The sequence below is a fragment of the Blautia massiliensis (ex Durand et al. 2017) genome (assembly GCF_001487165.1).
Classification (GTDB): domain Bacteria; phylum Bacillota; class Clostridia; order Lachnospirales; family Lachnospiraceae; genus Blautia_A; species Blautia_A fusiformis.
Genome location: NZ_LN913006.1, coordinates 488,977 through 513,957, shown reverse-complemented (window position 1 = coordinate 513,957; position 24,981 = coordinate 488,977). Strand labels below are relative to the sequence as shown.

At 41.6% G+C, this 24,981-nt stretch carries 18 protein-coding genes, 1 pseudogene and 1 riboswitch; all 19 genes and pseudogenes read right to left on the bottom strand.

The features are described from left to right. Window positions 1-11 precede the first annotated feature (11 nt). Window positions 12-1,001 carry a nucleotidyltransferase family protein gene (locus BN3261_RS03365; RefSeq protein ID WP_059085460.1) on the bottom strand — a complete coding sequence of 330 codons (990 nt, stop codon included), beginning with the start codon at window positions 999-1,001 and terminating at the stop codon, window positions 12-14. An 83-nt stretch (window positions 1,002-1,084) separates the two neighbouring features. After that, complete coding sequence (locus BN3261_RS03360; RefSeq protein WP_015524395.1) at window positions 1,085-1,945, bottom strand: alpha/beta hydrolase; 861 nt, start codon at window positions 1,943-1,945, stop codon at window positions 1,085-1,087. Between the two features lie 157 nt (window positions 1,946-2,102). Then, window positions 2,103-2,939: a YitT family protein gene (locus tag BN3261_RS03355; RefSeq protein WP_059085459.1), complete on the bottom strand. Its 837-nt coding sequence runs from the start codon at window positions 2,937-2,939 to the stop codon at window positions 2,103-2,105. 193 nt (window positions 2,940-3,132) lie between these two features. Then, a complete protein-coding gene (gene gnpA / locus BN3261_RS03350) occupies window positions 3,133-5,295 on the bottom strand; it encodes a 1,3-beta-galactosyl-N-acetylhexosamine phosphorylase (protein ID WP_059085458.1) in 2,163 nt (720 codons plus the stop codon). Window positions 5,296-5,329: 34 nt separating this feature from the next. Further along, entirely contained in the window at window positions 5,330-6,445 is a 1,116-nt protein-coding gene (locus BN3261_RS03345) for a phosphotransferase enzyme family protein (RefSeq protein ID WP_059085457.1), read from the bottom strand. A 90-nt stretch (window positions 6,446-6,535) separates the two neighbouring features. Next, entirely contained in the window at window positions 6,536-8,560 is a 2,025-nt protein-coding gene (locus tag BN3261_RS03340) for a beta-galactosidase (RefSeq protein WP_059085456.1), read from the bottom strand. Between the two features lie 181 nt (window positions 8,561-8,741). Beyond that, window positions 8,742-9,572: a carbohydrate ABC transporter permease gene (locus BN3261_RS03335; protein WP_021651760.1), complete on the bottom strand. Its 831-nt coding sequence runs from the start codon at window positions 9,570-9,572 to the stop codon at window positions 8,742-8,744. Beyond that, window positions 9,565-10,464 (bottom strand): carbohydrate ABC transporter permease, encoded by a 900-nt coding sequence (locus tag BN3261_RS03330; protein WP_022426329.1) that lies wholly within the window; start codon window positions 10,462-10,464, stop codon window positions 9,565-9,567. Before BN3261_RS03330 ends, BN3261_RS03335 begins: the two co-directional genes overlap by 8 nt. 90 nt (window positions 10,465-10,554) lie before the next feature. After that, complete coding sequence (locus tag BN3261_RS03325; RefSeq protein ID WP_015524390.1) at window positions 10,555-11,844, bottom strand: ABC transporter substrate-binding protein; 1,290 nt, start codon at window positions 11,842-11,844, stop codon at window positions 10,555-10,557. Between the two features lie 319 nt (window positions 11,845-12,163). Beyond that, a complete protein-coding gene (locus tag BN3261_RS03320; protein ID WP_021651763.1) occupies window positions 12,164-12,676 on the bottom strand; it encodes a hypothetical protein in 513 nt (170 codons plus the stop codon). Between the two features lie 87 nt (window positions 12,677-12,763). Next, window positions 12,764-13,699, bottom strand: a complete 936-nt coding sequence (locus tag BN3261_RS03315) for an AraC family transcriptional regulator (RefSeq protein WP_059085455.1) — start codon at window positions 13,697-13,699, stop codon at window positions 12,764-12,766. 157 nt (window positions 13,700-13,856) lie between these two features. Next, window positions 13,857-14,957 carry a glycerol dehydrogenase gene (locus BN3261_RS03310; RefSeq protein WP_044961632.1) on the bottom strand — a complete coding sequence of 367 codons (1,101 nt, stop codon included), beginning with the start codon at window positions 14,955-14,957 and terminating at the stop codon, window positions 13,857-13,859. Between the two features lie 180 nt (window positions 14,958-15,137). Continuing rightward, complete coding sequence (locus BN3261_RS03305) at window positions 15,138-18,344, bottom strand: hybrid sensor histidine kinase/response regulator (RefSeq protein ID WP_059085454.1); 3,207 nt, start codon at window positions 18,342-18,344, stop codon at window positions 15,138-15,140. A 232-nt stretch (window positions 18,345-18,576) separates the two neighbouring features. After that, a riboswitch (cyclic di-GMP riboswitch) is annotated at window positions 18,577-18,667 on the bottom strand. A gap of 288 nt (window positions 18,668-18,955) precedes the next feature. Beyond that, window positions 18,956-19,447: an IS110 family transposase gene (locus tag BN3261_RS03300; RefSeq protein ID WP_110925741.1), complete on the bottom strand. Its 492-nt coding sequence runs from the start codon at window positions 19,445-19,447 to the stop codon at window positions 18,956-18,958. A 200-nt stretch (window positions 19,448-19,647) separates the two neighbouring features. Next, a pseudogene (locus BN3261_RS03295) lies at window positions 19,648-20,004 on the bottom strand (23S rRNA (uracil-5-)-methyltransferase RumA); the annotation flags it as partial. A gap of 272 nt (window positions 20,005-20,276) precedes the next feature. Then, window positions 20,277-21,401, bottom strand: a complete 1,125-nt coding sequence (locus BN3261_RS03290; RefSeq protein ID WP_059085452.1) for a Fic family protein — start codon at window positions 21,399-21,401, stop codon at window positions 20,277-20,279. A gap of 20 nt (window positions 21,402-21,421) precedes the next feature. After that, entirely contained in the window at window positions 21,422-22,771 is a 1,350-nt protein-coding gene (locus BN3261_RS03285; protein ID WP_059085451.1) for a hypothetical protein, read from the bottom strand. Window positions 22,772-22,847: 76 nt separating this feature from the next. Continuing rightward, complete coding sequence (locus BN3261_RS03280; RefSeq protein WP_059085450.1) at window positions 22,848-23,192, bottom strand: hypothetical protein; 345 nt, start codon at window positions 23,190-23,192, stop codon at window positions 22,848-22,850. A gap of 262 nt (window positions 23,193-23,454) precedes the next feature. Beyond that, on the bottom strand, window positions 23,455-24,696 hold the full coding sequence (locus BN3261_RS03275; protein ID WP_059085449.1) for an IS66 family transposase: 1,242 nt from the start codon (window positions 24,694-24,696) through the stop codon (window positions 23,455-23,457). Window positions 24,697-24,981: the final 285 nt, after the last annotated feature.

Sequence of the window (24,981 nt, the reverse complement as noted above, 5' to 3'; positions counted from 1 at the left end):
GTCATCCTCCCTCAGTCAACGATATCATTCTGAAAACGGGAAAGATGCTCATAAGGAAGGATCATCCTTCCGCGGAACAGTCCGCAGCCATCATTGATCAGGCTGTTGTTTACCGCACCAAACATATTAACGTCCAGCGCAGCAAGATCCAGTCCAAGAAGTCGCATACCCCGCTCATAAGCCTCATCAAAATAGATACATTCCCCCTGGGGAATCGCGTCCCTTCTCCTGCGTTCACTTTCCTGTTTTTTCTCATAGCTTAAATGGTTGGCGGAACCAATCTCCGCAACATCATCCATGTCTTTGGTCCGCAGCTGTACTTCCATATAGCTTCGGGAACTGTTATCATAAAACGTGATATGCAGGGACTGATAATCATCCTCACTGTTATTACAGATGTAATCCCTATAGTAAGGCTTTGCTTCCCTGCTGAGCAGTGGCGATGTACTTTCCTGCACTCCTCTGGCCGGCTCTGCGGTAAATCCTCTTTCTTCCAGAAATCCCGGAAGTATATTGGCGATCTCATAAAGATAACGAAGCTCTTCTTCTCTGACATTCTCACCATTTTTCAAATGACATCTGGGCATGGCGATAACGATCCTGTAGGCAATAAAATCGCGGAAACAGCTTAACCGTTCCTTGATCTGGGATACGGAAGGATATTCCCCATATTCTTTATAGTAGTCATAAATAAATTCTACTACATATCCGTTAAATTTTTCCTCCGCACGGATCAGGGATTTGATTCTTCCCTTGAAGGTAAACGCCAGAAACGGATATTCCCCTGCCATATATTTATAAAATTCCCGGATCTTCTGAGACTGGGCAGTGAGGAAATCATTATGCTCCAGAAGCTCCTGAATCTGGATCAAAAAATTACAGTGTACCAGATCGATCTCATTGTGTTTTTCCTTCGCCTCTGTCCTAAGATCCCGAATGTATTTCTTCAGTATCCGGAGAAGAGTATCTCCGGAATACAGATAATCGTTTAATGTTATCATTTGTGTTTCTCTTTTCTATTTTGGTCTTTTCAGGATCACATATTTACAACAACTGCTGGATAATCTGTGCTCCTGTCTTTTATTTATTTCAGTTTTTCATGGAAAAACTCTGCGATCCGGTTCCACACCTCATCCTGGAAAAACTGGATATCTGCATGGTCTGCACCATCCAGTGTCAGCAAAGTGACATCACAGTCTTTTTTCTCCAGAAGTCCGTATAAAGTTTCCGACTGAACATAAGGAACGACCTGATCGCAGTTGCCATGGATGATCAGAAATGGCGGTGCATCCTTCGTAACCTTGGAAACCGGACTGCTCTGGTATGCCTTTTCTTTATTTAACATGGAATTAAATCCAAGCAGAAGGGATTCTGCGGAAGAAGCACATTTTTCTGCAGATTCACATGGAAATGCGGAAAGATCCGTAGGCGGATACCATGGGCAGGCAGCCTGTACCTTACTGGATTCTTCCAGATACTCTCCCACATCCAGAGCCGGATCATTGTCCAGCGCAGCCATACAGGTAAGATATCCTCCGGCAGACTCTCCCATAACTCCTATTTGCTCTTTGTTGATGCGGAACCGGTCTGCATGGGCTTTCAGGTAACGGATAGCTGCCTTTACATCCTGCAGCGGCATGGGATACGGGCCCTGATTGGAAGTACGATACTCCACACTTGCCACTACAAAGCCACTGGATGCCAGTCTGCTCAGATAAAGATTATGTGCGGATTTATCCATCATCAGCCATGCGCCTCCGCAGATCCAGAGGATGCAGGGATAGATTTTTCCATCTTTTGTTTCCGGGTAGATTATATCCAGTTTCAGATCCCGCCTGCAATGTCCGAACCAGGAATCCACCTGTGCGTAAGTAATATCATTTACTGTAATATACTGAGGCTTCTCTACTGAAAGCTTCAGTGTCTTTTTTTCTGCTTTTATCATAATCTATCTACCTCTCTTCTTCTGATCATTTTAGTTTGTCTTTGAAATATTTTTCTTCTATTTTATCACAATACTGCTTTTTCTGCTTTTATTTTTCGGAGAAAAAGCACTCTTTTTCTGCAAAAGAAATATCTGCATTCTCATTTACAGACATGCCTTACCGCAGGATCTCGTCAATGGTGGAAACGGTACTGAAAGAACCTTTATTCCTTGAAATGATCTCTTTTACTTTCTGCAGTTCAAAATAATTTACATAGCAGATCAGAGTCTTGTTCTCTCCTGCGATCACGCCGGAAGAGTTGATGATGGTACAGGTTTTATTCAGTTCCTCCTTAATATCACAGATGATCGCATCAGGATCCTTTGTGATGATCGTCACCTGTTTCAGTGCCTCAAAATGATCTGTGAAATGATCGATGATGGAAGTCGCCACAATGTATACCAGAAGACTTAAAAGTGCGGAATCTCTGTCAAGAAGTACAAACACAGCTCCATATACACACGCATTAAATGCGATCAATATGTAGGAAATACTGTAGTCCTTTCCGGAATGATTGTAGATCTTTTTTACAATGATATTGGCAAAGATCTCAGAACCGTCAATACAGCCACCGTTTCGAAGGATCAGAGACAGTCCAACACCAAGGATCGCACCTCCAAAGACTACTGCAATAAAATGCTCTGTATTCAGCTCAAAAGGGATTTTTTCAAAGTAGGAAAGACCTATTGTGTAGACAACAAAGCCCACGAACGTTTTTGCAAAGAAATACTTACCGATAAGAATGACCCCAGCTATGAGAAACGGCAGAAACACAAGTAGCACACATAACGACAGATTATACCCTGTCAGCTTGCTTATGATAATGGCGATTCCGGCAGTTCCGTAATCGATGGCATCATTGGGAAGCAAAATACAGGCAACAGAAAAACTGGCCAGGATCGCTCCCACAATGATCATCAGATATGAAAACACTGTCTTAATCTTTTTGTTCATAAAGGCCTCCTCTTTGTAAGCAAAATTATTTGTCAACAATAACAAAAAGCTGTTATAATAGATTTTCTCTATTACAACAGCTTTGTTTTCCTACTTTTGGAATGGATTTATTATATTATAAGTTTTTTTCTCTGTCAACGCCCTCAGACAATTTCACAGCTTTTCTTTATCAGTAAACCTGCATCCTGCTTTCTCAGATCTGATACCAGCGGATCTCATTAGCTTCCAGATGAAGGTCAAAGCTCTTTCCATCCCCTGTGTAAACCGTAGTGTCCTGTGGCTCATAGGTGTTGTTTACCACACAATACTTTTTATTTTTCACATAAGCATGTACTTCCACATTATAATTGGAAGAAAACCAGCAGAAAAGCTCATTTTCTGCCGCTGCTGACCAGAGCACAGCACGATAAAGGATACGGCTGTTGCAGAAGCTGTACGGAAGTCCGCTGATGTAAACACCTCTGCCTTTTCCGAAGGTTTTTACTGCCATCTGGACTTCCTGGTCCTTCTGGATAAGGATCTTCGTATCCGGAAGTGCGAAGATATTCTTTTTCCCCTCACCGAAATCTACGGTTCCGTCTGTATCCTTCAGGATAAAATGCTCTTTATGCTCTTCCCAGTTGTATTTATCGGTATTAAGATTAAATCCTCTTTCTTCCTCTACACCAAGGATGTCATCCAGCTGGAAGAATTTTCCCTGCCACTGATGAGCTGCCGGTTCACCGACGCCAATAAATCCGCCGCCATTATAGACAAATTTCCGCACTGCTGTAAGGATTTCCGGATCTGCCCAGTTCTCACCACCGGACTGTGCAGTGTCCGCATCACCTACATTGATGATCACATCAAAATCATTCAGCAGATCTTTATCCTGACGGATATCATCAAAGCTGATAAAGGACACATCAAAAGGCGCACCACTTAATGCCTCGATAATTCCGAAATAGGAATAATTCTGCTTGTAATAGATGGCATGATGTACCATATGGTTGCCCCAGGAGCGCATTTTTCCCCAGCAATTTAAAACAGCCACACGTTTTACGCAGTATGGTGTGGTTCCCTGGATATTGTCGTAGAGCACACGGAATTCCTGGCAGACTTCCTTGATATACTGTACAAAATCCGGAAATTCCAGAGCCAGCTTCAGATAACCGCCGTATCCAATTCTCTGGATCGGGCTTCGAAGGATAGCTCTTCTTGCAGTCACCCAGTTTACTTTTGCCTCTTTTACAGGATCCCCGCCCTCATGGAAGGTGTCCGGGAAAAAGTACGGCAGAAATCTTCCCTCTGTATATTTTACATGTTTAATATCACTGAACAAACGTAAGGTCGCTCCGTTTCCGACGCTTCCCACTACCGCATCCAGCCCGATGGAAGCAAACTCATCCATAAAGGGCTCCATACCGATCCAGTGATCGCCCATGAACATCATGGCCTCTTTTCCGTATTCATGGACAATGTCTACCATTTCCTTTGCAAGCTTCGCCACTTCCCGTCTCTGGAAAGCCTGGAAATCTTTAAATTCTTTCGACGGGATCCGATAAGTGTTGTTCATATATCCCTGATCAATGATAAACTCCGGGCGGAACTTATATCCCACTTCCTGCTCAAACTGTTCCAGGATATAGGGACTCACCGAAGCAGAATATCCGAACCAGTCTACATATTTTTCCCGTGCCATCTCATCAAAGATCAGTGTGAACTGGTGAAAAAAGGTAGTAAATCGTACTACATTCACATAATCATGGGAATCCAGAAATCTGCGGAGGCGATCCATGGAATGTGCACGTGTTGCGGGCTGACGCACATCAAAAGTGATCTGAGGCTCTACATCCTTCCAGTCATTGACAACTGCATTGTACATATGTACCGGATCCCACATGATATATGCAAGAAAACTTACCGTATACTCATGAAACTCTTTCGCCGGCCTGATCACAACATTTCCGTTTTTTTCATCGTATGACCATTCCTCTGTACTGACAGCTTCCCCTGTAGTCCGGTCAATGACTTCCCACCATCTTCTGATATCATCTCTTGTATTCACAGCCAGCATATCCGGATACAGATGATCCATCAGATGGATTTCCAGAGTATCCGACACTGCCGTGTGAAAGGATGTCATGATATACATCTGCTGGATTTCTTCCGGATGGGCCTTTGCCCAGGCATTATCCTTTCTGGTGGTATAATAAGTTGCATAAATCTTTGCGCCGGTTTTCTTCAACTCTGCCGGAAATTCCGTTCCGTCACAGTCACGGATGGCATCTGCACCCCACTCGTCCAGCATTTTCAGTGTCTCCGGAATCACATCCAGATCTGTCGGAATAGTCACTCTTCCTTTTGTTTCGCTCATCGCTTTACCTCCATTGTAAAAACCCCTGTTTTTTTTATTTCTGATATTTTTTCACGATCGTCTGCATAGTATCCCATTTCTGTTCCATATCAGCCACCAGCTTAAACTGTGTGCGGCAGCGGTCTAGATTGTGTTCTTCCCGGTCGATCTTAAAATAATGATCTCCTTCCAGATAATCGGTAAGAAAGCGAATGCCGCATTCATAAGTCATCACCTTAGCTCCCATGGGAAGCATCTCGATCTCTTTTGCACTGAGCTTATCTCCACAGCTTTCCAGAAAGCCTTTTACATAGATTTCATAGAGCTCCATATCACAGGAAACTTTGCTTAAATCTTTCTCATCCTCCAATGCAGTGCTGGCCCCGAAACGAATGGAATCTCCAAAATCATTCATGGCAAGTCCCGGCATAACCGTGTCCAGGTCCACTACACAGATTCCCCTTCCTGTTTCCAGGTCGATCATAACGTTATTCAGCTTCGTATCGTTGTGTGTTACCCGAAGGGGCACCTCACCTTTTGCCAGAAGCTCACCGAATACATTTGCCAGATACTCATGCTGAAACGCAAATGCGATCTCTTCTTTTACGGATGCGGCACGATGGCAGCTGTCCTTCTCTATGGCATTTTTCAAAGTCTGAAAACGTTTCTTTGTATCATGGAAATCCTTTATCGTTTCATGCAGAGTCTCTGCCGGGTAATCCGCCAGCATTTCCTGGAATTTTCCAAATGCAACTGCACTTTCATAAAAATCCTCCGGTTTTTCCGCCAGATCATAGCTTACTGCGTCGGTAATAAAAATATAAGCTCTCCAGCATTCTCCGTTTTCATCTGTCAGGAATGCCTTCCCGTCCTTTGTCGGAATCAGGTTCAGAACCTCCCGTTCCGGATCTCCTCCCTTCTGAAGAACTTTCTTTTTCAGATGCCTGGTGACTCCGGCAATGTTCTCCATCAGTTCTTCCGGTTTCTGAAAGATCTCCCGATTGATCTTCTGAAGGATCACCTTAATGGACCCCATCTCTCCGATCCGATATCTAAGCATATAGGTTTCGTTGATATGCCCGCTTCCGCAGGGGCCGCAGGAAACCAGTTCTCCGGTAAATGCAAACTGATCCGCTATTCTTTTTATCTTTTCTTTTGGTGTACCTGCCATTTTACCTTCTCTTTCCCAGACAGCAGTAAAAAGCATACCGTCCGAAACCAAATATGCTTTATACTTTTTGCTGTGATTTTTTTACTATGATTATTTTTTCCGCTTTAAGATCCTGGTGGCAAGCGGAGCAATATTTTCATCTGTTGATCCGTAGAGAACTTCGTAATCCCCCGAGACAGAAACTGTTTCTGTCTTTTCTCCGAAGTTCTGGATAAACAGATATTCCGTATCCTCATTTTCTCTGGTTGTCACAGAAATACCTTCCGGTATAAATGTAAGCGGCATCTTCACGCCTGCTTCCTCTGCTGCCCTTCCCAGAAAATCCTCATAAAAGGCTGCTTCCATATCTGCCGCTACATAGTAAACATGGCCTTTTCCATATTTCTTGTGAGTCAGTACCGGATACCCCTGATAGAAATCCCTTCCATAACGCAGCAGTACTTCCGCATCGGAAACCTCTGCAAGCTCGCAGAGATTTTTACAGGTATAGCTTTCTGTAAGTCTGAGATGATTTCCTGTTTCCGGGATACCTACGTTTTCTTCCCAGTCATAAAGTGCATCGATCTCTTCCGTACGGATACCAGCTGCTTCCATCAGTCCGTGAGGGGTTCCCTCCAGATAACATTTATCTGTTTCATCTACAAGTCCGGACCAGTAGGAAATTACCAAAGTACCACCGTTTTTTGCAAAAGCGCGAAGCTTTTCGGCATATCCATGATAAAACATGTAGGCCATCGGTGCCGTTACCAAACGGTACCGGGACAGATCATGTTCCATATTGATGACATCTGTATTATAGCCTTTTCTTCGGAGAGCACGATACTGTTTCAGTACAGTTTCCTGATAATGCATATCCTCGTTTCGAGGTCCCTGCGCATCCTTCAGCGCCCAGTCATTTTCCCGGTCATAGAGAACAGCCACCGGAGACTTCGTCACGCTTCCAGCAGTTTCCCGGATCTGCTCCAACGCTTCTCCTACCTCTGTCACTTCGCGGAAAATACGGGTATCATCCCCACCGTAGTGATCGATCACCGCACCATGGAATTTCTCAGAGGCTCCCTGGCTCTGACGAAGCTGGAAATACAGAACACTGTCTGAACCATGAGCAACTGCCTGCAGAGAGGCAGCCAGATGTATTCCTGGTTTTTTCAGCTTGTTGATAGGCTTCCAGTTGGTCGCAGAGGGACAGGATTCCATCAGAAGAAACGGTGCTTTCTTGATGCTTCGCATAAGATCATGCTGCATGGCTCCGTCCAACGCTGTGGTATAATTGTCTTTTTTATGCCAGCTTGGATAATTATCCCAGGATGCAATATCCATAACATCCTTAAATTTTTTATAGTCCAGTCCGTTGTAGTCATACATCAGATTGGCGGTTGCCGGAAGCTCGGAACCACCTGCACGGATCGCAGAAATCTCATGCTTCATAAAATCCACAGTCCTGTCTGTAACAAAACGTTTCCAGTCCAAGGTAAGTGCATGAAGAGCATTTTCCCCCTTTGGCGAAGGACTTTCGATCTGATCAAAGCTGTTATAGGTATGGCTCCAGAACGTTGTGCACCATCTGGAATTTAAATTTTCGATGGTCCCGTATTTTTCTTTCAGCCATTCCCGGAATTTTTCCCGGCACAGAGGACAGTGGCATTCTCCGCCATATTCATTGGAAATATGCCACAAAAGCACTGCGGGATGTTTTCCGAAACGTTCAGAAAGCTTCTTATTAATATTGTAGACTTTTTCCCTGTATACTGGAGAAGTATAACAGTGATTATGTCTTCCACCGAAAAATCTTCTCGTGCGATCCGGATCCATGCGAAGAACTTCTTCATATTTATCTGCCATCCATTTCGGTCTTGCTCCGGATGGTGTGGAAAGTATCGTATAAATTCCTTCTTTATACAGATTATCGATCACTTCTTCCAGCCAGTCAAAGTTATATCTTCCCTCTTCTGGCTCCAGCACTGCCCAGGAAAACATTCCCATGGAAACGGTATTGATATGGGCTTTTTTGAAATATTCGATATCTTTTTTCAGAATATCCGGTCTGTCCAGCCACTGCTCAGGGTTGTAATCGCCACCGTGCAGATAATGGCTGTATCTAATCTGCTCTGCCATTTTTTATCTCCTTATGATTTGATTCACATCAAGCGGACAAAAGCATCCTCTTCTCTGAGAAAATTTATACCAGACAACTGATCCACAGTTGATCTGGTATAAAAAGAATGCTGCGTGATCCAGTTAAAGCATATTATACAATATACCTACAGATTTCGGCAGCATCCTTTTTGTTTTAAAATTATTTTACAGCTCCGGTAATACCCTCTGCGAACTGTTTCTGTAATACGAAGAATACGATCATGGTCGGAATGGAACAGAATAATACGCCGCACATCAGCATGCCGTAATCCGTTACATATCCTGTGATCAGATTGGCGATCAACATCGGCATGGTCATCGCCTTATTATCTGTCATGATTACCTTCGGCCACAGATAGGAATTCCATGCATTCATAAATGTGATAACTGCTGCCGCCGCATAAGTAGATTTCATAGTCGGGATAAACATCTGGAAAAAGATCCTTACCTCGCTTAATCCGTCAATCCGTGCTGCCTCAATGATATCGATAGGAAATGCTCTGGCATTCTGACGGAACATCATGATCATAAATGGTGTGGAAATGATCGGAAGGATAAAACCTACCGCTGTATTTAAGAGTCCGGCTTTTGAAAACATCTTAAATAAAGGAACCATCGTTGCAACCTGCGGAACCATCATTGCAAGAAGCAGGGTGGAAAACAGTCTGTCTTTCCATCTGTCATGATATACCTCAAAGCCATAACCTGCGATAGAACAGATCAGAAGGCAGATCACTGTAGTAAGAACTGCATAAAACAGAGAGTTTCCAAGAGCTCTCCACAGCGGCTGCTGTGCAGTCAGGTTTTTAAAGTTCTGCATAAAATATGTACCCGGAAGGATACGGCCTCTGGATACATCTGTGGATGTATTGGTTGCCGCAGAGATCATCCAATACAGTGGAAATACAGAGATAAATGATACGATGATCAGAAAAATATATGTAGGGATCAATCTTCTCTGAATTGCGGATTTATTCTTTTTCTCAGTCACGTGTATCACCTACTTTCAAATTGATAAAGGCCAGGATCGCTACCATGATAAATATGATAAATGACATTGCTGCCGCATATCCGAAGTTTGGCACGTTGATGAAGCATGTATTATAAACATAATGGGACATTGTGATGGTTGAGTTCGCCGGGCCACCTTTTGTCAGGTTGACAGACTCATCAAACAACTGCAGTGTACCATTGATCGACATAATAAATGTCATGATAATTGTCGGTTTCAGAAGTGGTACGGTAATTTTCCAGAAGGTCTTCCAGCCATTGGCACCATCGATCTTTGCTGCCTCGTATACAGAATATTCAATATTCTGAAGACCTGCCAGATAGAACACCATGTTATATCCTGTCCATCTCCAGATCAGTGCGATGATGATCACGATCTTTGCACTTGTGGAGTTACCCAGGAAGTTATAGCCAGTTGTTAAAATTCCAAGTTTGATCAGGATGCTGTTGATCAGACCGTCTGTTGCAAACATAGAACGGAAGATCAGAGAATAAGATACAAGAGATGTTGCACATGGAAGAAATACACATGTACGGAAAAAGCCTTTAAATTTCAGATCCTTGTTATTCAGAAGCTGTGCAAGCAGGATCGCAAGGACCAGCATGATCGGTACCTGAATAATAAGATACAGGAAAGTATTGACGATGGACTGCTGGAATACCTTATCCATCATGATACGTTTATAGTTACTGAAGATCGGATCCGCAAACCTCATGTTTGCTCCGGCACCTGTCTGTAAAGAAATGATAAATGCGCGGATCATCGGATAAAAACTCATGACAGCGATCATAATGGTTGCCGGTGCCAGAAAGATCCAGCCGGCCGCTCTTTGTTTCGCTACCAGAGACATGCCACTTTTTTTGGAATTCACAGGAACTCCTCCTTTCAAACATCTAAACCTTTACATAAGACAAGGGACTGCATGCAGTCCCCTGCCCTGTATTTCATTAATATTTCAGCTTTACTCTGTCATCTTGAATGCCAGTGTATCCTGTGCTTCCTGAAGTGCAGATTCTTTATCTGCGCCGTTTACAATATTAACAACAGCTGTGTTGATGCACTCTCTTGCCTCATAGTGGTACGGAGTTTTTGTAAATTCCGGAATGTGTGAAGAGTACTCTACAATTGTTGAGAAGATCGGCTGGTTATTGAAGAACTCGCTTGGCTCATTGTAAACCTCAGACTCACCAGCCGGCAGGTAGCAGGAAATTGCACCTGTTTCCGGAAGGATTGCATCATAGAAGTCTGTGCTGGAACCAAATGTGCTTGCAAGGAAGTCCTCAGCAAGCTCTACATTCTTGCAGTTGGATGTAATGTACCAGGAAGATCCGCCATTGTTTGCATAGTTTGTAGCTGTATCAACGCCGTCAACTTTCGGCATTGTTGTGATCTGCCACAGACCCTTCTGATCCTCTGTTCCCATCAGTGTAGCTGTGATCCAGTTACCGTTAACGATACCGGCAGCCTCTCCGCCTGTGATTGTGGAGATGTACTCATCCCAGTTATTTACTAATTTAACAACATTGTTCTTTACAAGATCCACATAAAGATCTACGCATTTCTCTGCTACATCGTTGCCAACGATATAAGCCTCTCCGTCATCATTTACGAAGTTTGCTCCACAGGACTGGATCATCATCATCAGAGTATCGCCACCTGTTGCTTCACTTGTAAGGAGATATTTACCTGTTTTTTCGTGAACGTCTTTTCCGATCTCCATGAATTTGCTCCATGTGATATCTGTAAGATCATCAATGGTATATCCTGCTTCTTCCAGGATATCTGTACGATAGCAGGCAATTGTTGCACCGTTATCAAACGGAACTCCGTAATGTGTGTCATCTACCATGGAGTAGGACTGTTTCAGTTTTCCGAAATCATCCCAGTTGATATCCATATCCTTCAGATCTGTAAAAGCATCCGGATAACTCTTCAGATATTTCTGATAGCTGTTGTCCTGCATCAGAACGATGTCCGGAAGTGTGCTGTAATCTCCGGCGTTTGCTGCTGTTGTAAGTTTGGTCTGGCAGTCATCAGAAGATGTCTCAACTACATCAACCTTGAATCCTTCGTGATCCTTTGCATACTGCTCACCTGCAATATTCATAGCCTTGATGTTGAAGTTCTGATCCCATGCCCATACAGTCAGGGTGTTATCGTCATCACCTTTTGCATATACTGCTGTAGTAGTTGCAGCAAAAGACATTGCCATGATACCTGTCATTAATACTGCGAGTAATTTTTTCTTCATTTACTTTTCCTCCTTTATTAAGCATTTCCCGTTTGCTTATGAATAGATTATAGCATCCGTATTTCCTCTATAGTTTGCAGAATTGTTCATATAATGTGCAATTTCAACCATTTTATTGATTGTGCACTATTGTCACGCTATATTTTTACAAAAAATATGCACTTTGAAGATTTTTTCTTTTTATATTCGTCAGGATGCCCCAAAAAACCTTCTTTTTTGACATTGTGCGAACATTTTTTGTCAAAAAAGAAGGTTTTTGTTTCTATTTCATAAAATTTTATGTTGTTTTTCATACATATTTCACAAACATTTCTGCATATTATGCAAAATAAACCCTTTCAGGAAACTGCGTTTTCATCGTATGCAGCATTTCCTCTGTCAGATCCAGAAGAAGTTTTATTTTACGTCCATCTTCCTGAATGATCATGGTATAGTAAGGCACATCATCTTCATAAGAGGTATAATCGTATTTTTTCAGTTTCTCCGTTCCGGTATTCTTTTTATATTTTGCCACTTTTTCATGATAGTGAGGTGCTGTCACTTCCATCTCCTCAAGCTTCAGCACGTGAGCTGTTTTACGATATTTTTTACCATAGATCACATCTATGGTCAGTTGTCCGTTTTCCATGGTATATTCATAGTCTCTCTGGCTGAATATGTCATAAGCAAAGTAAAGCAGCGCCAGAAGAAATCCCGGAAGCATGAATGCCTGAGAGATCGTGATACCCATCAGTACAAAAATTGCCGCAAAGATCACCATTACTTTTCTGAGAGCTCCTGACATATGTTTCTTTTTTCTGGAGACCTGCTCCACAATCCTGTAATCGTACATTTCTTACCTCTTTCTATCTGCCCGATCCGCATACAGTCTGATATTTCTATTCTGTCGTGACAGATCCACAGATCTGGTTTTGTTGTTTTACCAGCCTTCCTCTGAATGGATGTCAAACTTAAGAAGCTGCTGTTCATAGTTCTCCGGACGTTTTCTCCACTCCAGAGGTGTCATTCCCGTAACCTGACGAAAATTCCGGTTAAATGTGGAATTGGTGGTAAAACCACACTTATGTGCTATATCTGCAATTGGCTGATCTGTTTTTTTCAGATAATCACAGGCCGCCTGGATACGGATCGTATTGATATATTCCAGCGGACTCATCTTCATGTAAGTCGTAAATATCCGGCGCAAATGAGTTTCACTGATATGACAGTATTCTGCCAGTTCGTCAATACGAAGATCCTCCATGTAATGATCAGAAATATAATCCTGGAACCTGGAGATCATATCCATGACTTTTCCTCTGCCTTCGCTGCAACGTTCTTCGCCTGAATCCCGGTTTATCCTTGCGATTTCCACAAGAAGCGATGCCAAAACTCCCTTAGCTTCTTCCAGATAAAATTCCTCTCCATCCCGCATGATATCCAGGATCTTAAGGATCTTACCTGCCATGGATCGGTTTTCTTTTTCATTCAGAAAAAGTGCTCTGGAGTTGATACGCTGAACGATCTTTTCCTTTTTCACGGAATTGTCAATAAATTTATTCAAAAATCCTTCCACGTCAATAAAAAGATACTCCCACCGACTGACAGTTCCAATGTCGCTGTTTGTGGTATGGGGATAATTGGGCGGGATCACTGTAAATTCCCGGTCATGAAACCGTACCTTATCTTCTCCAAGAATCAAGAACCCCTGACCTTCATAGCAGAAACCAATCTCCAGATAATTATGAAAATGAAGATAATCGATATCGTTTCCGTAATTCTGGATCCATTTCTGACCAAGCAATGCAAGAATCGGACTCCCTTCCGGCATTTTGTAATACCGAAGCTCCATTTTGGGTTTTCGTTTTTTTGCCACAAATATTCCTCCGTATGTTTTCTGTTCCGATATTTACTGATCTTTCTGTTATATTACAGCCATACATAAAAAAAAGCAACCTGCAGGATAACAATACTTGATAACTCTTGTTTCTGCAGATTGCAATTTTTATATCAGCTATTTACTTTTTATCTGTTTATTCCTCATCCAGGTAATATCTTCCATATGCATCTGCCGCTTTGATTGCTGCAAATACAGTTTCCGGTGTAACTTCAAATGGCATGTTGTGAAGTGTATCATTCTCCGCACATGCAGTTGTGGCAACTTCCATAAGCTGCTCATCCGTTACCTTCCCAGCTCCAAGCTCTGCCAGAGTAACAGGAAGTCCTACTTCAATGCACCATAAGATGATCTCTTCCAGATCTTCCTGGGGAATATTCTCCAGTACCAGCTGTGTGATGGTTCCGAATGCAACTTTTTCTCCATGATACATATGATGGCATTCTTCCAGTACAGTAAATCCGTTATGGATCGCATGTGCACCTGCAAGTCCTGCACTTTCAAAACCAATTCCAGAAAGAAGTGTATTAGCCTCAATCACTTTCTCAACTGCCGGTGTGCATACGCCTGCTTCCAGAGCTATCTTAGCTTTTACGCCCTCATCCATCAAGGTATTAAAGCAAAGTTCAGCCAGTGCCATGGCAGCCTCTGTTGTCTTACCTCCTGCACAGGAAGTTGCTCCGCTTCTCTTGCATGCCCTTGCCTCAAAATATGTTGCCAGTGCATCTCCCATACCAGCCACAGTAAGACGAACCGGCGATTTGGTGATGATATCTGTATCCATCAGAACAAGATTCGGATTCGCCGGAAGAAACAGATATTTTTCAAAAACTCCTTCTTCTGTATAAATAACAGACAAAGCACTGCAAGGGGCATCTGTAGATGCGATCGTCGGACAGATAAATACCGGTGTTCCCGCATAGTATGCAACTGCCTTCGCTGTATCAAAGATCTTTCCTCCACCAATACCAATGGTAAGATCACACTGCTCATCTTTTACGATCTTTACCAGACGATCAATCTCACTGTTACAGCATTCTCCGTTAAAATAATCAAAAACCACCTCACAGGTACTCTCAGCAAAGCTCTCTTCGATCGTTTTACCGATTCTTTTATATCCGCCTTTACTGATCAGAACCAACGCTTTTTTTCCGCTCTTTGCAGCATAAGTTCCAAGATTCTTCATTTCTCCCGCACCCTGTAAATATTTGGACGGACTGATTAAAATTTTCGCCATTTTATACTTCCTTTCTTTGTTTTCAGAAGTCAGCCTCCGCATCCGGCTTTTGTATTTATATTATAATTGCTGTATTTTTTTATTGCAAGGAGTATTTGAGGATTTATGCAGCATAACCTGAGTTACTGTTACTGTTCACTCTGTTCCTAGTAATATACTTTGTGATCACATGAAAATCAGTTACAGCCAGCTTTCCAGAACATCATTCAGCTTATTCATATCCAGCGGTTTCGCGATATGTCCATTCATGCCTGTATTTTTGGCCAGCTGTACATCTTCTGCAAAAGCATTGGCAGTCATGGCAACAATAGGCAGTTTTCCCTTTTCACCCGGAAGGCTCCTGATTGCTGCAGTTGCCTCATAACCATTCATGACAGGCATTTGGATATCCATAAAAACAAGATCATACAATCCATCCGGAGAAGCTTCCACTTTTTCAACTGCAATTTTCCCATTTTCTGCCGTTTCCACTTTTGCACCTGTCATCTGCAAAATTTCACCAGCAATTTCTCTGTTCAACTCATTATCCTCAACCAGCAGAATTCTTTTTCCCGTATAGTCTGATTCTGACAGCTTCTCCAGATAATTTCTTGCCGTTTTTTCTTTTCTTCCTGAAGTAAACTGCCGCAGTGTTGCCGTCAGCCGGGAACGGAACAGCGGTTTTGCAATAAAAGCATCTACACCTGCAGCCTTTGCTTCTTCTTCAATTTCGCTGAATTCATAGGATGTCAGTACAATGATGGGAATCTCTTTTCCTATCCGTTTCCGGATCTGTCTGGCAGTTTCTATACCATCCATCTCCGGCATCTTCCAGTCTAAAATAACAGCAAAGTAATCATCTTTCAACTCATGCCGTGCATAACAGCGCTCAACCGCTTCCCTGCCAGAGAGAACCCATTCACCCATAATACCGATTTCCTTTAATGTTGCAACTGTACTTTCACAGCATGTCCTATCATCATCCACAACCAGGACCGGCAGATTCATCAGATCTCTGTCCTGTTCTTTTTCTTTTTCCTGAAGCTCCAGATAAATTGTTACTGTGATTTTAGTTCCCTTGTGCAAGGTACTGTCCACTTTAATAGTGCCATTCATCAGGTTCACAATATTTCTGCTGATTGCCATTCCCAGACCAGTTCCCTGGACTCTGGTTGTCCGGTGGTCATCCGCGCGGCTGAACGGCTCAAACATGATTTTCTGGAATTCCGGTGACATGCCGATCCCATTATCCTCAATCGTAAATTCATAGCATCCAAGTTCTGAAAATCCATTTGGCTTTTCCTCTATGGAAAAAATAATATTCCCGCCATCCGGTGTATACTTGATCGCATTACTCATCAGATTCACAAATACCTGCTGAATCCTCAAGCTGTCACCACAGACAGCCTCATGTTCAATATGATTGATATGTATATCAAAATTATGTTTATGTTCATCAAGCACCGGTTTCGTAAGTGTAATAAGATTATCTACCAGCTCTGACAGATTGAAATCTTCCTGTGCCAGTGTCATTTTTCCACTTTCAATACGTGCCATATCCAATACTTCATTGATCAGCCCCAGCAGATGGCGGCTTGATTCTGTGATCTTGCCGAGGCATTCAATGACTCTGTCCTGGCTCTCAACATTTGCTCCTGCGATTGCTGTCAGACCCACAATCGCATTCATTGGTGTCCGGATATCATGGGACATATTGGAAAGGAATTCTGTTTTCGCACGATTTGCATTTTCTGCGGACCGGTAAGCCTCTTTCAGTGCCTGACGGGATTCAATCTCTGCTTTCTTCTCCTGTGTCACATCCATGGATGCCAGCAATACCTTTTCCAGCTTTCCATTCTTCCATTCCAAGGGAATATAAGAAGCGATTTTATAAGTCTTTTCATCCAGGCTGCAATACTCAAACTTATAAATATCATTTTCACTTTTCAGTTTTTTCCGAATATTATCCGGGGCTATCAGGATATCTATAGCTTCCAATGGTTCCAGTGTCTTATATTTTTCAAGAACCTGCATCTGAAAATCATGATAAAATCCCAGAGGTTTATATATCATCTGTCCATTCAGATTGTAGAATTCATATCTGTCATTTTCCAGATCACAGACAACAAAGCGGTCAACCAGACGCACTATGCTCTGGATCAGCTGCTCCATGGAAGCATTATCTGCTGCCATCTGCAGATGCCGTGCGCTCTCTACCTTTGTCTCTGTGATATCACGCAGAAAGATCATGGCATATTCTGAATCCTCTATTTCGCCACGTATGACCACATTGCGGACCCATCGTTCTTCTCCATTCAGAGTGATACGGCACTCTAAAGCCAATTCGGTTTCCAGCCCCTTCAGCCTTTCTGCAATATAACCACGGTCGTAAAAAGAGGATACCGCCTTCTTATCTGTCTCCACAACATAGGAATCCACAAAATGCCGGATCAATTCATCCCACGTATGACTCTGTTCAAAGACGGTCATCAGGGACGGTTCAACCTTAAAGGTATCAAAAGTATTCGCTTCCAGATTCACATAATACTCGCACAAATCTGCTTTCGTAAAAGCCCGGTGGAAAGCAGCAGATTTTTGTGCCTGCATGATTTCTTTTTTCTCCCCATCAATGTTAATAAAAATCCCGGCAATCCTGCTGGCAGAACCATCCAGACGGCGTATTACTTCTGCCGATGCCCGAAACCACTGGTATTGATTATCCTTCATTCTCATACGATACTCTACCTGGTATTTTATCTGGTTCGTCTTATCCTTAATTGCCGCCTGAAGCTGCACCATTACTCTTTCTTTATCCTGTGGATGCAGAAGATCTGACCAGGATTCCAGTTTATTCGGAAAGTCCAGGGTGTCATGATAGCCAAGCATTTTTCGAAATTCATGACTCCAGTTTGCATTCACAATCTCACTGTTTTCGTCACAGTCAAAATACCAGAAGCCAGAACAGATAGCCTCATTGAGCAGTGCCAGATTTACATGATCCCAGTTGACCTGTACGGACATAACCCAGATCTGTCTGCCCGCCTCATCTGTCGCATCCTCTTTACAAAGCCGTACATTATTCACTGTACCGTCTGCTGCAAGGATCTGTGCTTCCCCTGTTCCATGAAGCTGCAAAAAACGGTCTCGCTCCAGTATATCTTCCTCGTCATAAAAGAAATTTCTCAATGAGCCTTTTGTCTGTTCCATGAAAGTATCGAATGTATATCCTGTACTATGCAACAGCAGATTATCCACAGACAAAATAGACAGGTTTTGGTCATAAGATCCTGTCATTATACCTACCCCGCCATTATTTTCCAGTGTTTTCTGTACGGCCTGTGACATGGCCTGTGTCTGCCCCGTTACAGTCTCACCTAAGGAATATATTTTGTCTTCATAACTTTTCATTTTATAAAAGTCCTCTCTCCGTCTTATGCCTTCTTCATCCTGCTTTTATCTGTATACAGAAAACCTGTCCCTGCTAGTTTTGTTACCCATTTTTGCATACAAAAAGGACATCTGCCAAAATCTGCCAGTGTCCCTACTATATTCTTTAAAATCACACATCTATATAGTATAAAAGGTATCGGAATCTCTCCTGTTCAAACATCTTTTCCATATATTATGATGATATGGAAACAGTGGCAACCGGCTGACATGGTCAAACTTTCTGACTTTAGTCCCTTCTGGCTTTGCGACCCTGCCTTTCAACAGGTTTGCCTTTAAAATAATTTTCATTTTTTCCAAAATAAAATACCATGTGGTTTTTCTTACGTCAATAATATTTTGGTGGAAAATTTACATATATTTTAACCGAATCAAGTAACTCCCCTGTGGAGGTTGCGAAAAGCAATAAGCAGTGGGTGAGGACCTCTCGTAACTAACCTCTCATGTCTACCAGGATCACCATCCTCTGACGAGTCCTAAATTGTCGGGTAGAAACACCTATTACTAGGTATATCCCCCACAGATCCGTACGTGCCCAATTCAGGCATACGGCTCTTCACGACACTTATGCCTCAGATTATCCATATAGGCTCACGGCTGTATACCAGGTCTCTTATTTCGGCATAAATGCCTTCTGGCATGTATGGGATTGAATATCTCCCATCCACAACTAGTTTTGCGATTGTTTTTGGATCTTTTGAATCTGTTTTCTTTGGACTGTTATCATCAAGTTCCTTGATCTTCTTAACCGAGAATGGATTGACCATTACTAATCTTTTCTGATGATCATTTACATACTTCGCAAACGCAAACCAGTAATGACCTGTTGGCTCGCAGCCGATCAGAACTGCAGTCTTTTTATTCTCAGTCTTAAGTGTCTCTGCCCAAAGGTTGAAAGAATTGAACCCTTCCAGATCGTTATGAAAAGAAAAAATACGTTTTGTAAGTTCGCGTCCTCTGTTATCAAAAGCTCTTGCATAATGTATCTGGCTTCCTATATCAACTCCGACAACCATTGTTGAATCTGTTACTTGCTCAATCTTTTCATTCTGTGTATAATTCATTTGGAACCTCCAGTGCTTGATTGTTTTGTTTACATCCGCCAAGATGCAACTCAATCATACCTTGAGGTTCTTTTTTATTCAATTGGCGCTTTTAATGAATTACAGGAATGCTCCTTTCAAGCATATTCAGCACTTATATATTGCTTCCCAAATATTTTAAAGAAAAGCGTACCACTATTTTAATGATACGCTCATCATTATTAAATCACTTCAAAATGCTTCAATGCATCCTTTATTGCTTCAACCTTCTCTGGAGTTGGATGCTTCCTCGGCTGTTTCAATTTCTCTACCGCATTAGGAGCATCGTACATCGGCAAGCCTAAATCTCTCTTTACCTCTGCAATATATGCGGTATGTACTTTGAAGCCGTATTTAGCTTCTATGTACTCCTTTATCATTTTGTAGGTCACTCGTTCTTTGGGCTTATAGCTTTCCGCTCTTTTAGCAATATTATCAAATGGAACTTTTCCCTCACCCTCGCCAAACTCAACTTTTACGTTGATATGTCCGTCTGGCTTTTTGTGGGAAAGCAGTACTACCGTCTCCACATGCGGTGTCGTTTTTCACTGCTTTAACAGTACGCGAACCCGCATAGTTACTGAGTTTTTACACCCTTTGACAGGTTGCTAATATCTGCAATCATAAGGTTAAGACATGGCGTACAGACCGTTTGACTTTGTAAACGTGTGGCGGGTACGCCGATATTTTGTAACACTTTTATAATACAAAATTATTCTAAATACTGCTACCATATTTGGTAATATATCAGTACGCCGATTTGTTTTGGGCATTTTTGCGAATGGCATTAACACCCTTTCAATGTTCACTTTTATTGAAACCGATATTTTCCTTTTCCATGTCCTGTTACAGGTACGATTACCTCACTATCAACCAACAGTTTTATTAACTTGGAAGCTCTTGATGGCTTTAATCCAGTAATTTCTTCAACTATCGTTCTTCCGAAACAATTTTCTTTTCCACATTTTGAAAATATTTCTACTGTATGATTTATTGTTTTTTCTGAAATCGTATCTGAGAAAGAAAGTAATTTATTTCGAATGTCCACTTTTGTGCTTTCAATGTCCACTTCTCCACTCTTAATGTCCACTTTTACTCTTTCAATGTCCACTTCTGCAAACCTTCCACTAATGTGCATCGTACGATTATGAAGTTCATTCTTCTCATCCAACAATAAATTTCTTAAAAACAATTCCAAATACTCGGTTGTTTCATGAACACCATTTTTCAAATCGTTATAATTGGCCCTAACAAGTGCATTTCTAAAATACCATGCATTCTCCGCAAAAATGTCGTTAGTTGCATCAAATCCAAGTGTTCTAAGATACTTAATAAAAAATACTGCCGTAGTTCGTGTGTTTCCCTCTCCGAATACATGTATCTGCCATAATCTTGATACAAAAAACGCCAGGTGGTGAATAATTTCTTCCATGCTCAAGTTTTTATAACTAAACTTCTTTTCCTCTGCAAAATCATAGTCCAAGGTTGCGCGAAGTTCTGATGCACTTCCATAAAGAACCGTTGCTCCATTCAGCACCCATTCCTTTTTTGTAATATTATAATCTCTCAGTTTTCCTGCATGTCCATAAATCCCAGCAAACAACTTTTTATGAATAGAGATATACTCATTCGGAGTAAAACTAAATGCTTTCTCCGATAAAATTTTTGCAATTCTAACAGCAACTTTGTCGGCCTCTTCCGTACGGTCGTCTGTATCTGCTTTTGGATTTTCTTCATAATACGTATTTAGAAGTTCCTGCGCTTCATCAATCGAAATATCACCTTCAATATTCTTTATTGCAGTATCAATCAAATACTTCGAAGGCTTTAATCCATCCACTGCTTGAAGTCCGATAGCTGTATGCCAGGCGTAACCTTTGTCTCTTTTACTTGGTTCTGATTGCCTTATATACTCTTTAAAAGGATCTTTATCCATCAAATTGCCTCCATTCATTTTTACCAATACCAGCTCTTTCTGATACTGTCTTGCAAAGATTTTTCCTTTTCTTCAGCACTTTTTTCATGCTGACGTTTTCCCAGATATTCATCCTCAGTCTCTATAGACGGATCATACCAGTCAGCTTTCTTCAGCGCCCATTCAATCCATTCTGGAGTAATATCTTCATTTCCACTATCTATCATAGCCTGAATATATTCTCTTATTTCCTTTGCAATTCTATAGTCTTCAGCTTTGTTTACAAGTTCTTTTACAAGACGAATTTCTTGTTCTTTTCTTTGTCTATTTTCTTCTCTACATCTCGCTTCTTCAACTCTCTTACGTTCTGCCTCTTCACGTGCTTCTCGTACAATTCTATTCTCTTCTGCCTTCTCATACAGGGTAACCAAAATATCACCCAGTCTATCTTCTAATTTTTCAGAATCCTTATCTCTAATGTAGCTTCGCTCCCCAAACTCAATACGAAATTTACCATTATATACCTTGTCATATTTTCTAATTTGCGGTTTTGAAGCCCATCTATGATTTTTGATATCATCATTATACTTTACGAGCTCCTGTGCCTCTTGCTTAGTCATTTCATGCTTTACTTGGTCTTGACTCTCAACCATACGAAATCTAACAATATCATCTCTAATTTTCACAGACAAATCACTATTAATACTTCCACCTAAAGATTCAATTGATTTGAATACGGTATCTAATATAGCAATTGCACGTGACATACACTCATCAGACATTTCCTTAAAGAATGCAGGTTCGTTTTCTGGTTTATTATGTCTTGGATTATAGTATGGTCTACTCTGTGCTTCTTTCAGTTTTGACTTATAATCTGCAATATCCTTCTTGTATTGGACCAACATTTTATGCAATCGTGTACTTTGACTTATCTGCAGATTGCATGCATATTCTAATACTTTATTTCTTTCCGTCTCATCCAAATAATCAAGAATTCCATCCGGCCACTTAGGTATATTCTCCATTTTTTTCTGTGATAAATCTTCCTCGACTGCTACGTCCAATTCTTCTGTTACGTCAGTATGCACTTTCTCTACTACTTCTGCCTTAGCTTTCCGAATACGCTTAACAACCGCGTCTTTCGTTATCAATGAAATTTCTGTATCTTCCAATCCAGAAAATTCTACAATCTCATTCGATACATCTTTTCCCATATTCTTCTTAGTCCAATAACCAGAAGAAGGAAAAGATATATTTTCTACTTTACAAGTTGCTATCAGTTTACCATAATTCAAGTTATATTTTCTGGCTACCCCTGCAACTGAAAGAGCCCATATTTCATCATAGAGCTGCTTACGAGTCAATTTAACTATTCCTTTTTCATTCTCCATCCTGGCAGCTCCTTTCCTGCATATTTTTTGTCAACATCTTTGTATTTTCCCAGCGAAAACGCATATTCATAAAGCTCTAATCCTGCTGATCCTCGTTTTCGCTTAATAGAAAAACCAAATCTTTTTTCATTTCTTCAAACTGTTCTATTATAGTATTTAGACTCTTTTCTATATTTTGAACTTGTACTTCTGATGTTTTCCCATACTTATATGCAATCAATCTCTCACCAATTATGTGATAGGACCAACTCTCAGAATATGTTCTATCTCTTTCTTCATTGTGAATTGCAAAACCGATCGGTAAAAGATCATTTCTCATGCCGATACTAACCGCCATAGGGGATATGCCTAGGTAATCTGCCGCTATCTTACATGTTATTTTACTCATATTTCTAATATCTTCATCTGTATATTTAGGCATAATTTATCTCCTTTAATAAAAATATTTTTCCGCCCTGAACAAGAAAAACTTTTTAAGCTATAAGTAAGTCGCCTTAATCTAAAAAATCAAACCGAGATGCTTTTGATGCAGTTTTGAACCCATCATTTCTATCATGCTTTCCTTCTTCGTTTATTTCTGTTAATATATCTTTAATTTTACTTAGGCCACTTATCTTAAATTGGTATACGGTAAACTATCCGTACTGCTCTAACTTTAAGCCGCCGTTTCCGGCGGCAAGGTTTTAAATATTAGTTGCTTTTGTTTTGCTCCGGCATATTGCTGGAAGTTTTTCAGACCATGGCAGGATATCATCTATAAAACTATATTCCCTGTCATCCTGGTGGTCCTTCAATACAGTCAGGACATGTTCAAGATACCGAAAAGGATTCAGATTGTTAGCTTTTGCCGTTTCTGTGATGCTGTAGATAATGGCACTGGCATTTGCGCCATCCAGACTGTCGATCAGCTTCCATGTATGCTTATGGAGACAAAAGCTACGCAGAGCACTTTCTGTCGCATTGTTATCCATAGGAATATCACCGTCTTCCAGAAAGGCTTTCAGAGAAACTTCCTGATTGATACAGTAGTTGATCCCATCCAGAGTCTTTCCTCTGGAAAGCTGATTTTTAATCTGGATCTCTTTTGCCCATGCAAAGAAGGCCTCTACAAGAGGTCTGATATTGGCCTGACGGTACATCTTTCTGACTTTTGCAGGCTGTCCCTCCATCTGGTTGTCCAGATGATAGATTGCTGCGATCCGGCTGACTGCTTCGTAAGCTACAGTCTCTTTCGCATTTTTCTGTGCTGCTTTCGGCAGGGCTTTCAATGCCTCCGCAAACCTGCGCCTTGCATGTGACCAGCAGCCGGCAAAGACGATGTCTGGATTTTCCCTGTCCAGCTTCCTGTATGCAGAGTAACCGTCGCATACTACGATCCCTTTAAAATCCTTCAGGAATTCTTCCGGATGGTCCGCTTTTATGATTGTCTGGTTGTCCTTACCAGCGTAGACTGCCACATGATGTTCTTCAACAGTATAGACTGCCGGCTGCACACGTACCCTTTTATATATCTCGTCTGGAAGCTGTTTCCATCCATCTGTGCCAAAGACATCCTGGAGTTTTTCTTCTGACAGGGTATGGACGATCACTTCAATCGGAAGATCTTTTAGATCTGCCTCCCGTTTTCCTTTATTTTTACGACGCGGCTGTATCACATCTTCCTCAACAGGCTCAACCACATACGGTGTTTCCGTAAGTGCTTCAGCCTCATTAAATATAAGCTCCAGTTCCAGCTGTCCGGAGATCGTTTCCAGTTTTTCGGAAGAACGGCCGTAACGCTTAGTGTTTGCATCAGCGATCTGCTCGATCAGGCGCTCCATGTTTGTATTCAGCTGGTGAATCTGATCCTGCATGGACAGGATGACTGCCATAAGTGTTTCCCTGCTGAAATTATTCAGTTCTTCTTCTGTATATACTTTTGCCATGGATGCCGTTCTCCTTTATCTGATGTTCCTATTGTAACGCAAAGATAAAGAAAAAGCGAATCAGGCAGACAGGGTATTCGTCATTTTTACTAATAGATGAATACTCTGAAAAACTCAAAAAACTATTAGTTTTTCGGGCTTTTCAGAGTACTTATCCACAAGCCCTGTAAAGGGGCCTGAAAGTACTCCTGAATAAATGAAGGCAGCGGAATTATGAAAAGTGGATAACTCTTTTTCGGGACTTATGATGATTGGAAGATGTTTTTTTATTTTCTCTGTTTTGCA

What these genes read in the sequence shown, in the direction of transcription:
- BN3261_RS03300 (WP_110925741.1), bottom strand. Translation starts at nt 19,447, where the DNA reads ATGAATTATACACAGAATGAAAAGATTGAGCAAGTAACAGATTCAACA.
- BN3261_RS03305 (WP_059085454.1), bottom strand. Translation starts at nt 18,344, where the DNA reads ATGAAAAGTTATGAAGACAAAATATATTCCTTAGGTGAGACTGTAACG.
- BN3261_RS03290 (WP_059085452.1), bottom strand. Translation starts at nt 21,401, where the DNA reads ATGGATAAAGATCCTTTTAAAGAGTATATAAGGCAATCAGAACCAAGT.
- BN3261_RS03275 (WP_059085449.1), bottom strand. Translation starts at nt 24,696, where the DNA reads ATGGCAAAAGTATATACAGAAGAAGAACTGAATAATTTCAGCAGGGAA.
- BN3261_RS03345 (WP_059085457.1), bottom strand. Translation starts at nt 6,445, where the DNA reads ATGGCAGGTACACCAAAAGAAAAGATAAAAAGAATAGCGGATCAGTTT.
- BN3261_RS03280 (WP_059085450.1), bottom strand. Translation starts at nt 23,192, where the DNA reads ATGCCTAAATATACAGATGAAGATATTAGAAATATGAGTAAAATAACA.
- BN3261_RS03355 (WP_059085459.1), bottom strand. Translation starts at nt 2,939, where the DNA reads ATGAACAAAAAGATTAAGACAGTGTTTTCATATCTGATGATCATTGTG.
- BN3261_RS03320 (WP_021651763.1), bottom strand. Translation starts at nt 12,676, where the DNA reads ATGTACGATTACAGGATTGTGGAGCAGGTCTCCAGAAAAAAGAAACAT.
- BN3261_RS03365 (WP_059085460.1), bottom strand. Translation starts at nt 1,001, where the DNA reads ATGATAACATTAAACGATTATCTGTATTCCGGAGATACTCTTCTCCGG.
- BN3261_RS03340 (WP_059085456.1), bottom strand. Translation starts at nt 8,560, where the DNA reads ATGGCAGAGCAGATTAGATACAGCCATTATCTGCACGGTGGCGATTAC.
- BN3261_RS03325 (WP_015524390.1), bottom strand. Translation starts at nt 11,844, where the DNA reads ATGAAGAAAAAATTACTCGCAGTATTAATGACAGGTATCATGGCAATG.
- gnpA (WP_059085458.1), bottom strand. Translation starts at nt 5,295, where the DNA reads ATGAGCGAAACAAAAGGAAGAGTGACTATTCCGACAGATCTGGATGTG.
- BN3261_RS03285 (WP_059085451.1), bottom strand. Translation starts at nt 22,771, where the DNA reads ATGGAGAATGAAAAAGGAATAGTTAAATTGACTCGTAAGCAGCTCTAT.
- BN3261_RS03310 (WP_044961632.1), bottom strand. Translation starts at nt 14,957, where the DNA reads ATGGCGAAAATTTTAATCAGTCCGTCCAAATATTTACAGGGTGCGGGA.
- BN3261_RS03360 (WP_015524395.1), bottom strand. Translation starts at nt 1,945, where the DNA reads ATGATAAAAGCAGAAAAAAAGACACTGAAGCTTTCAGTAGAGAAGCCT.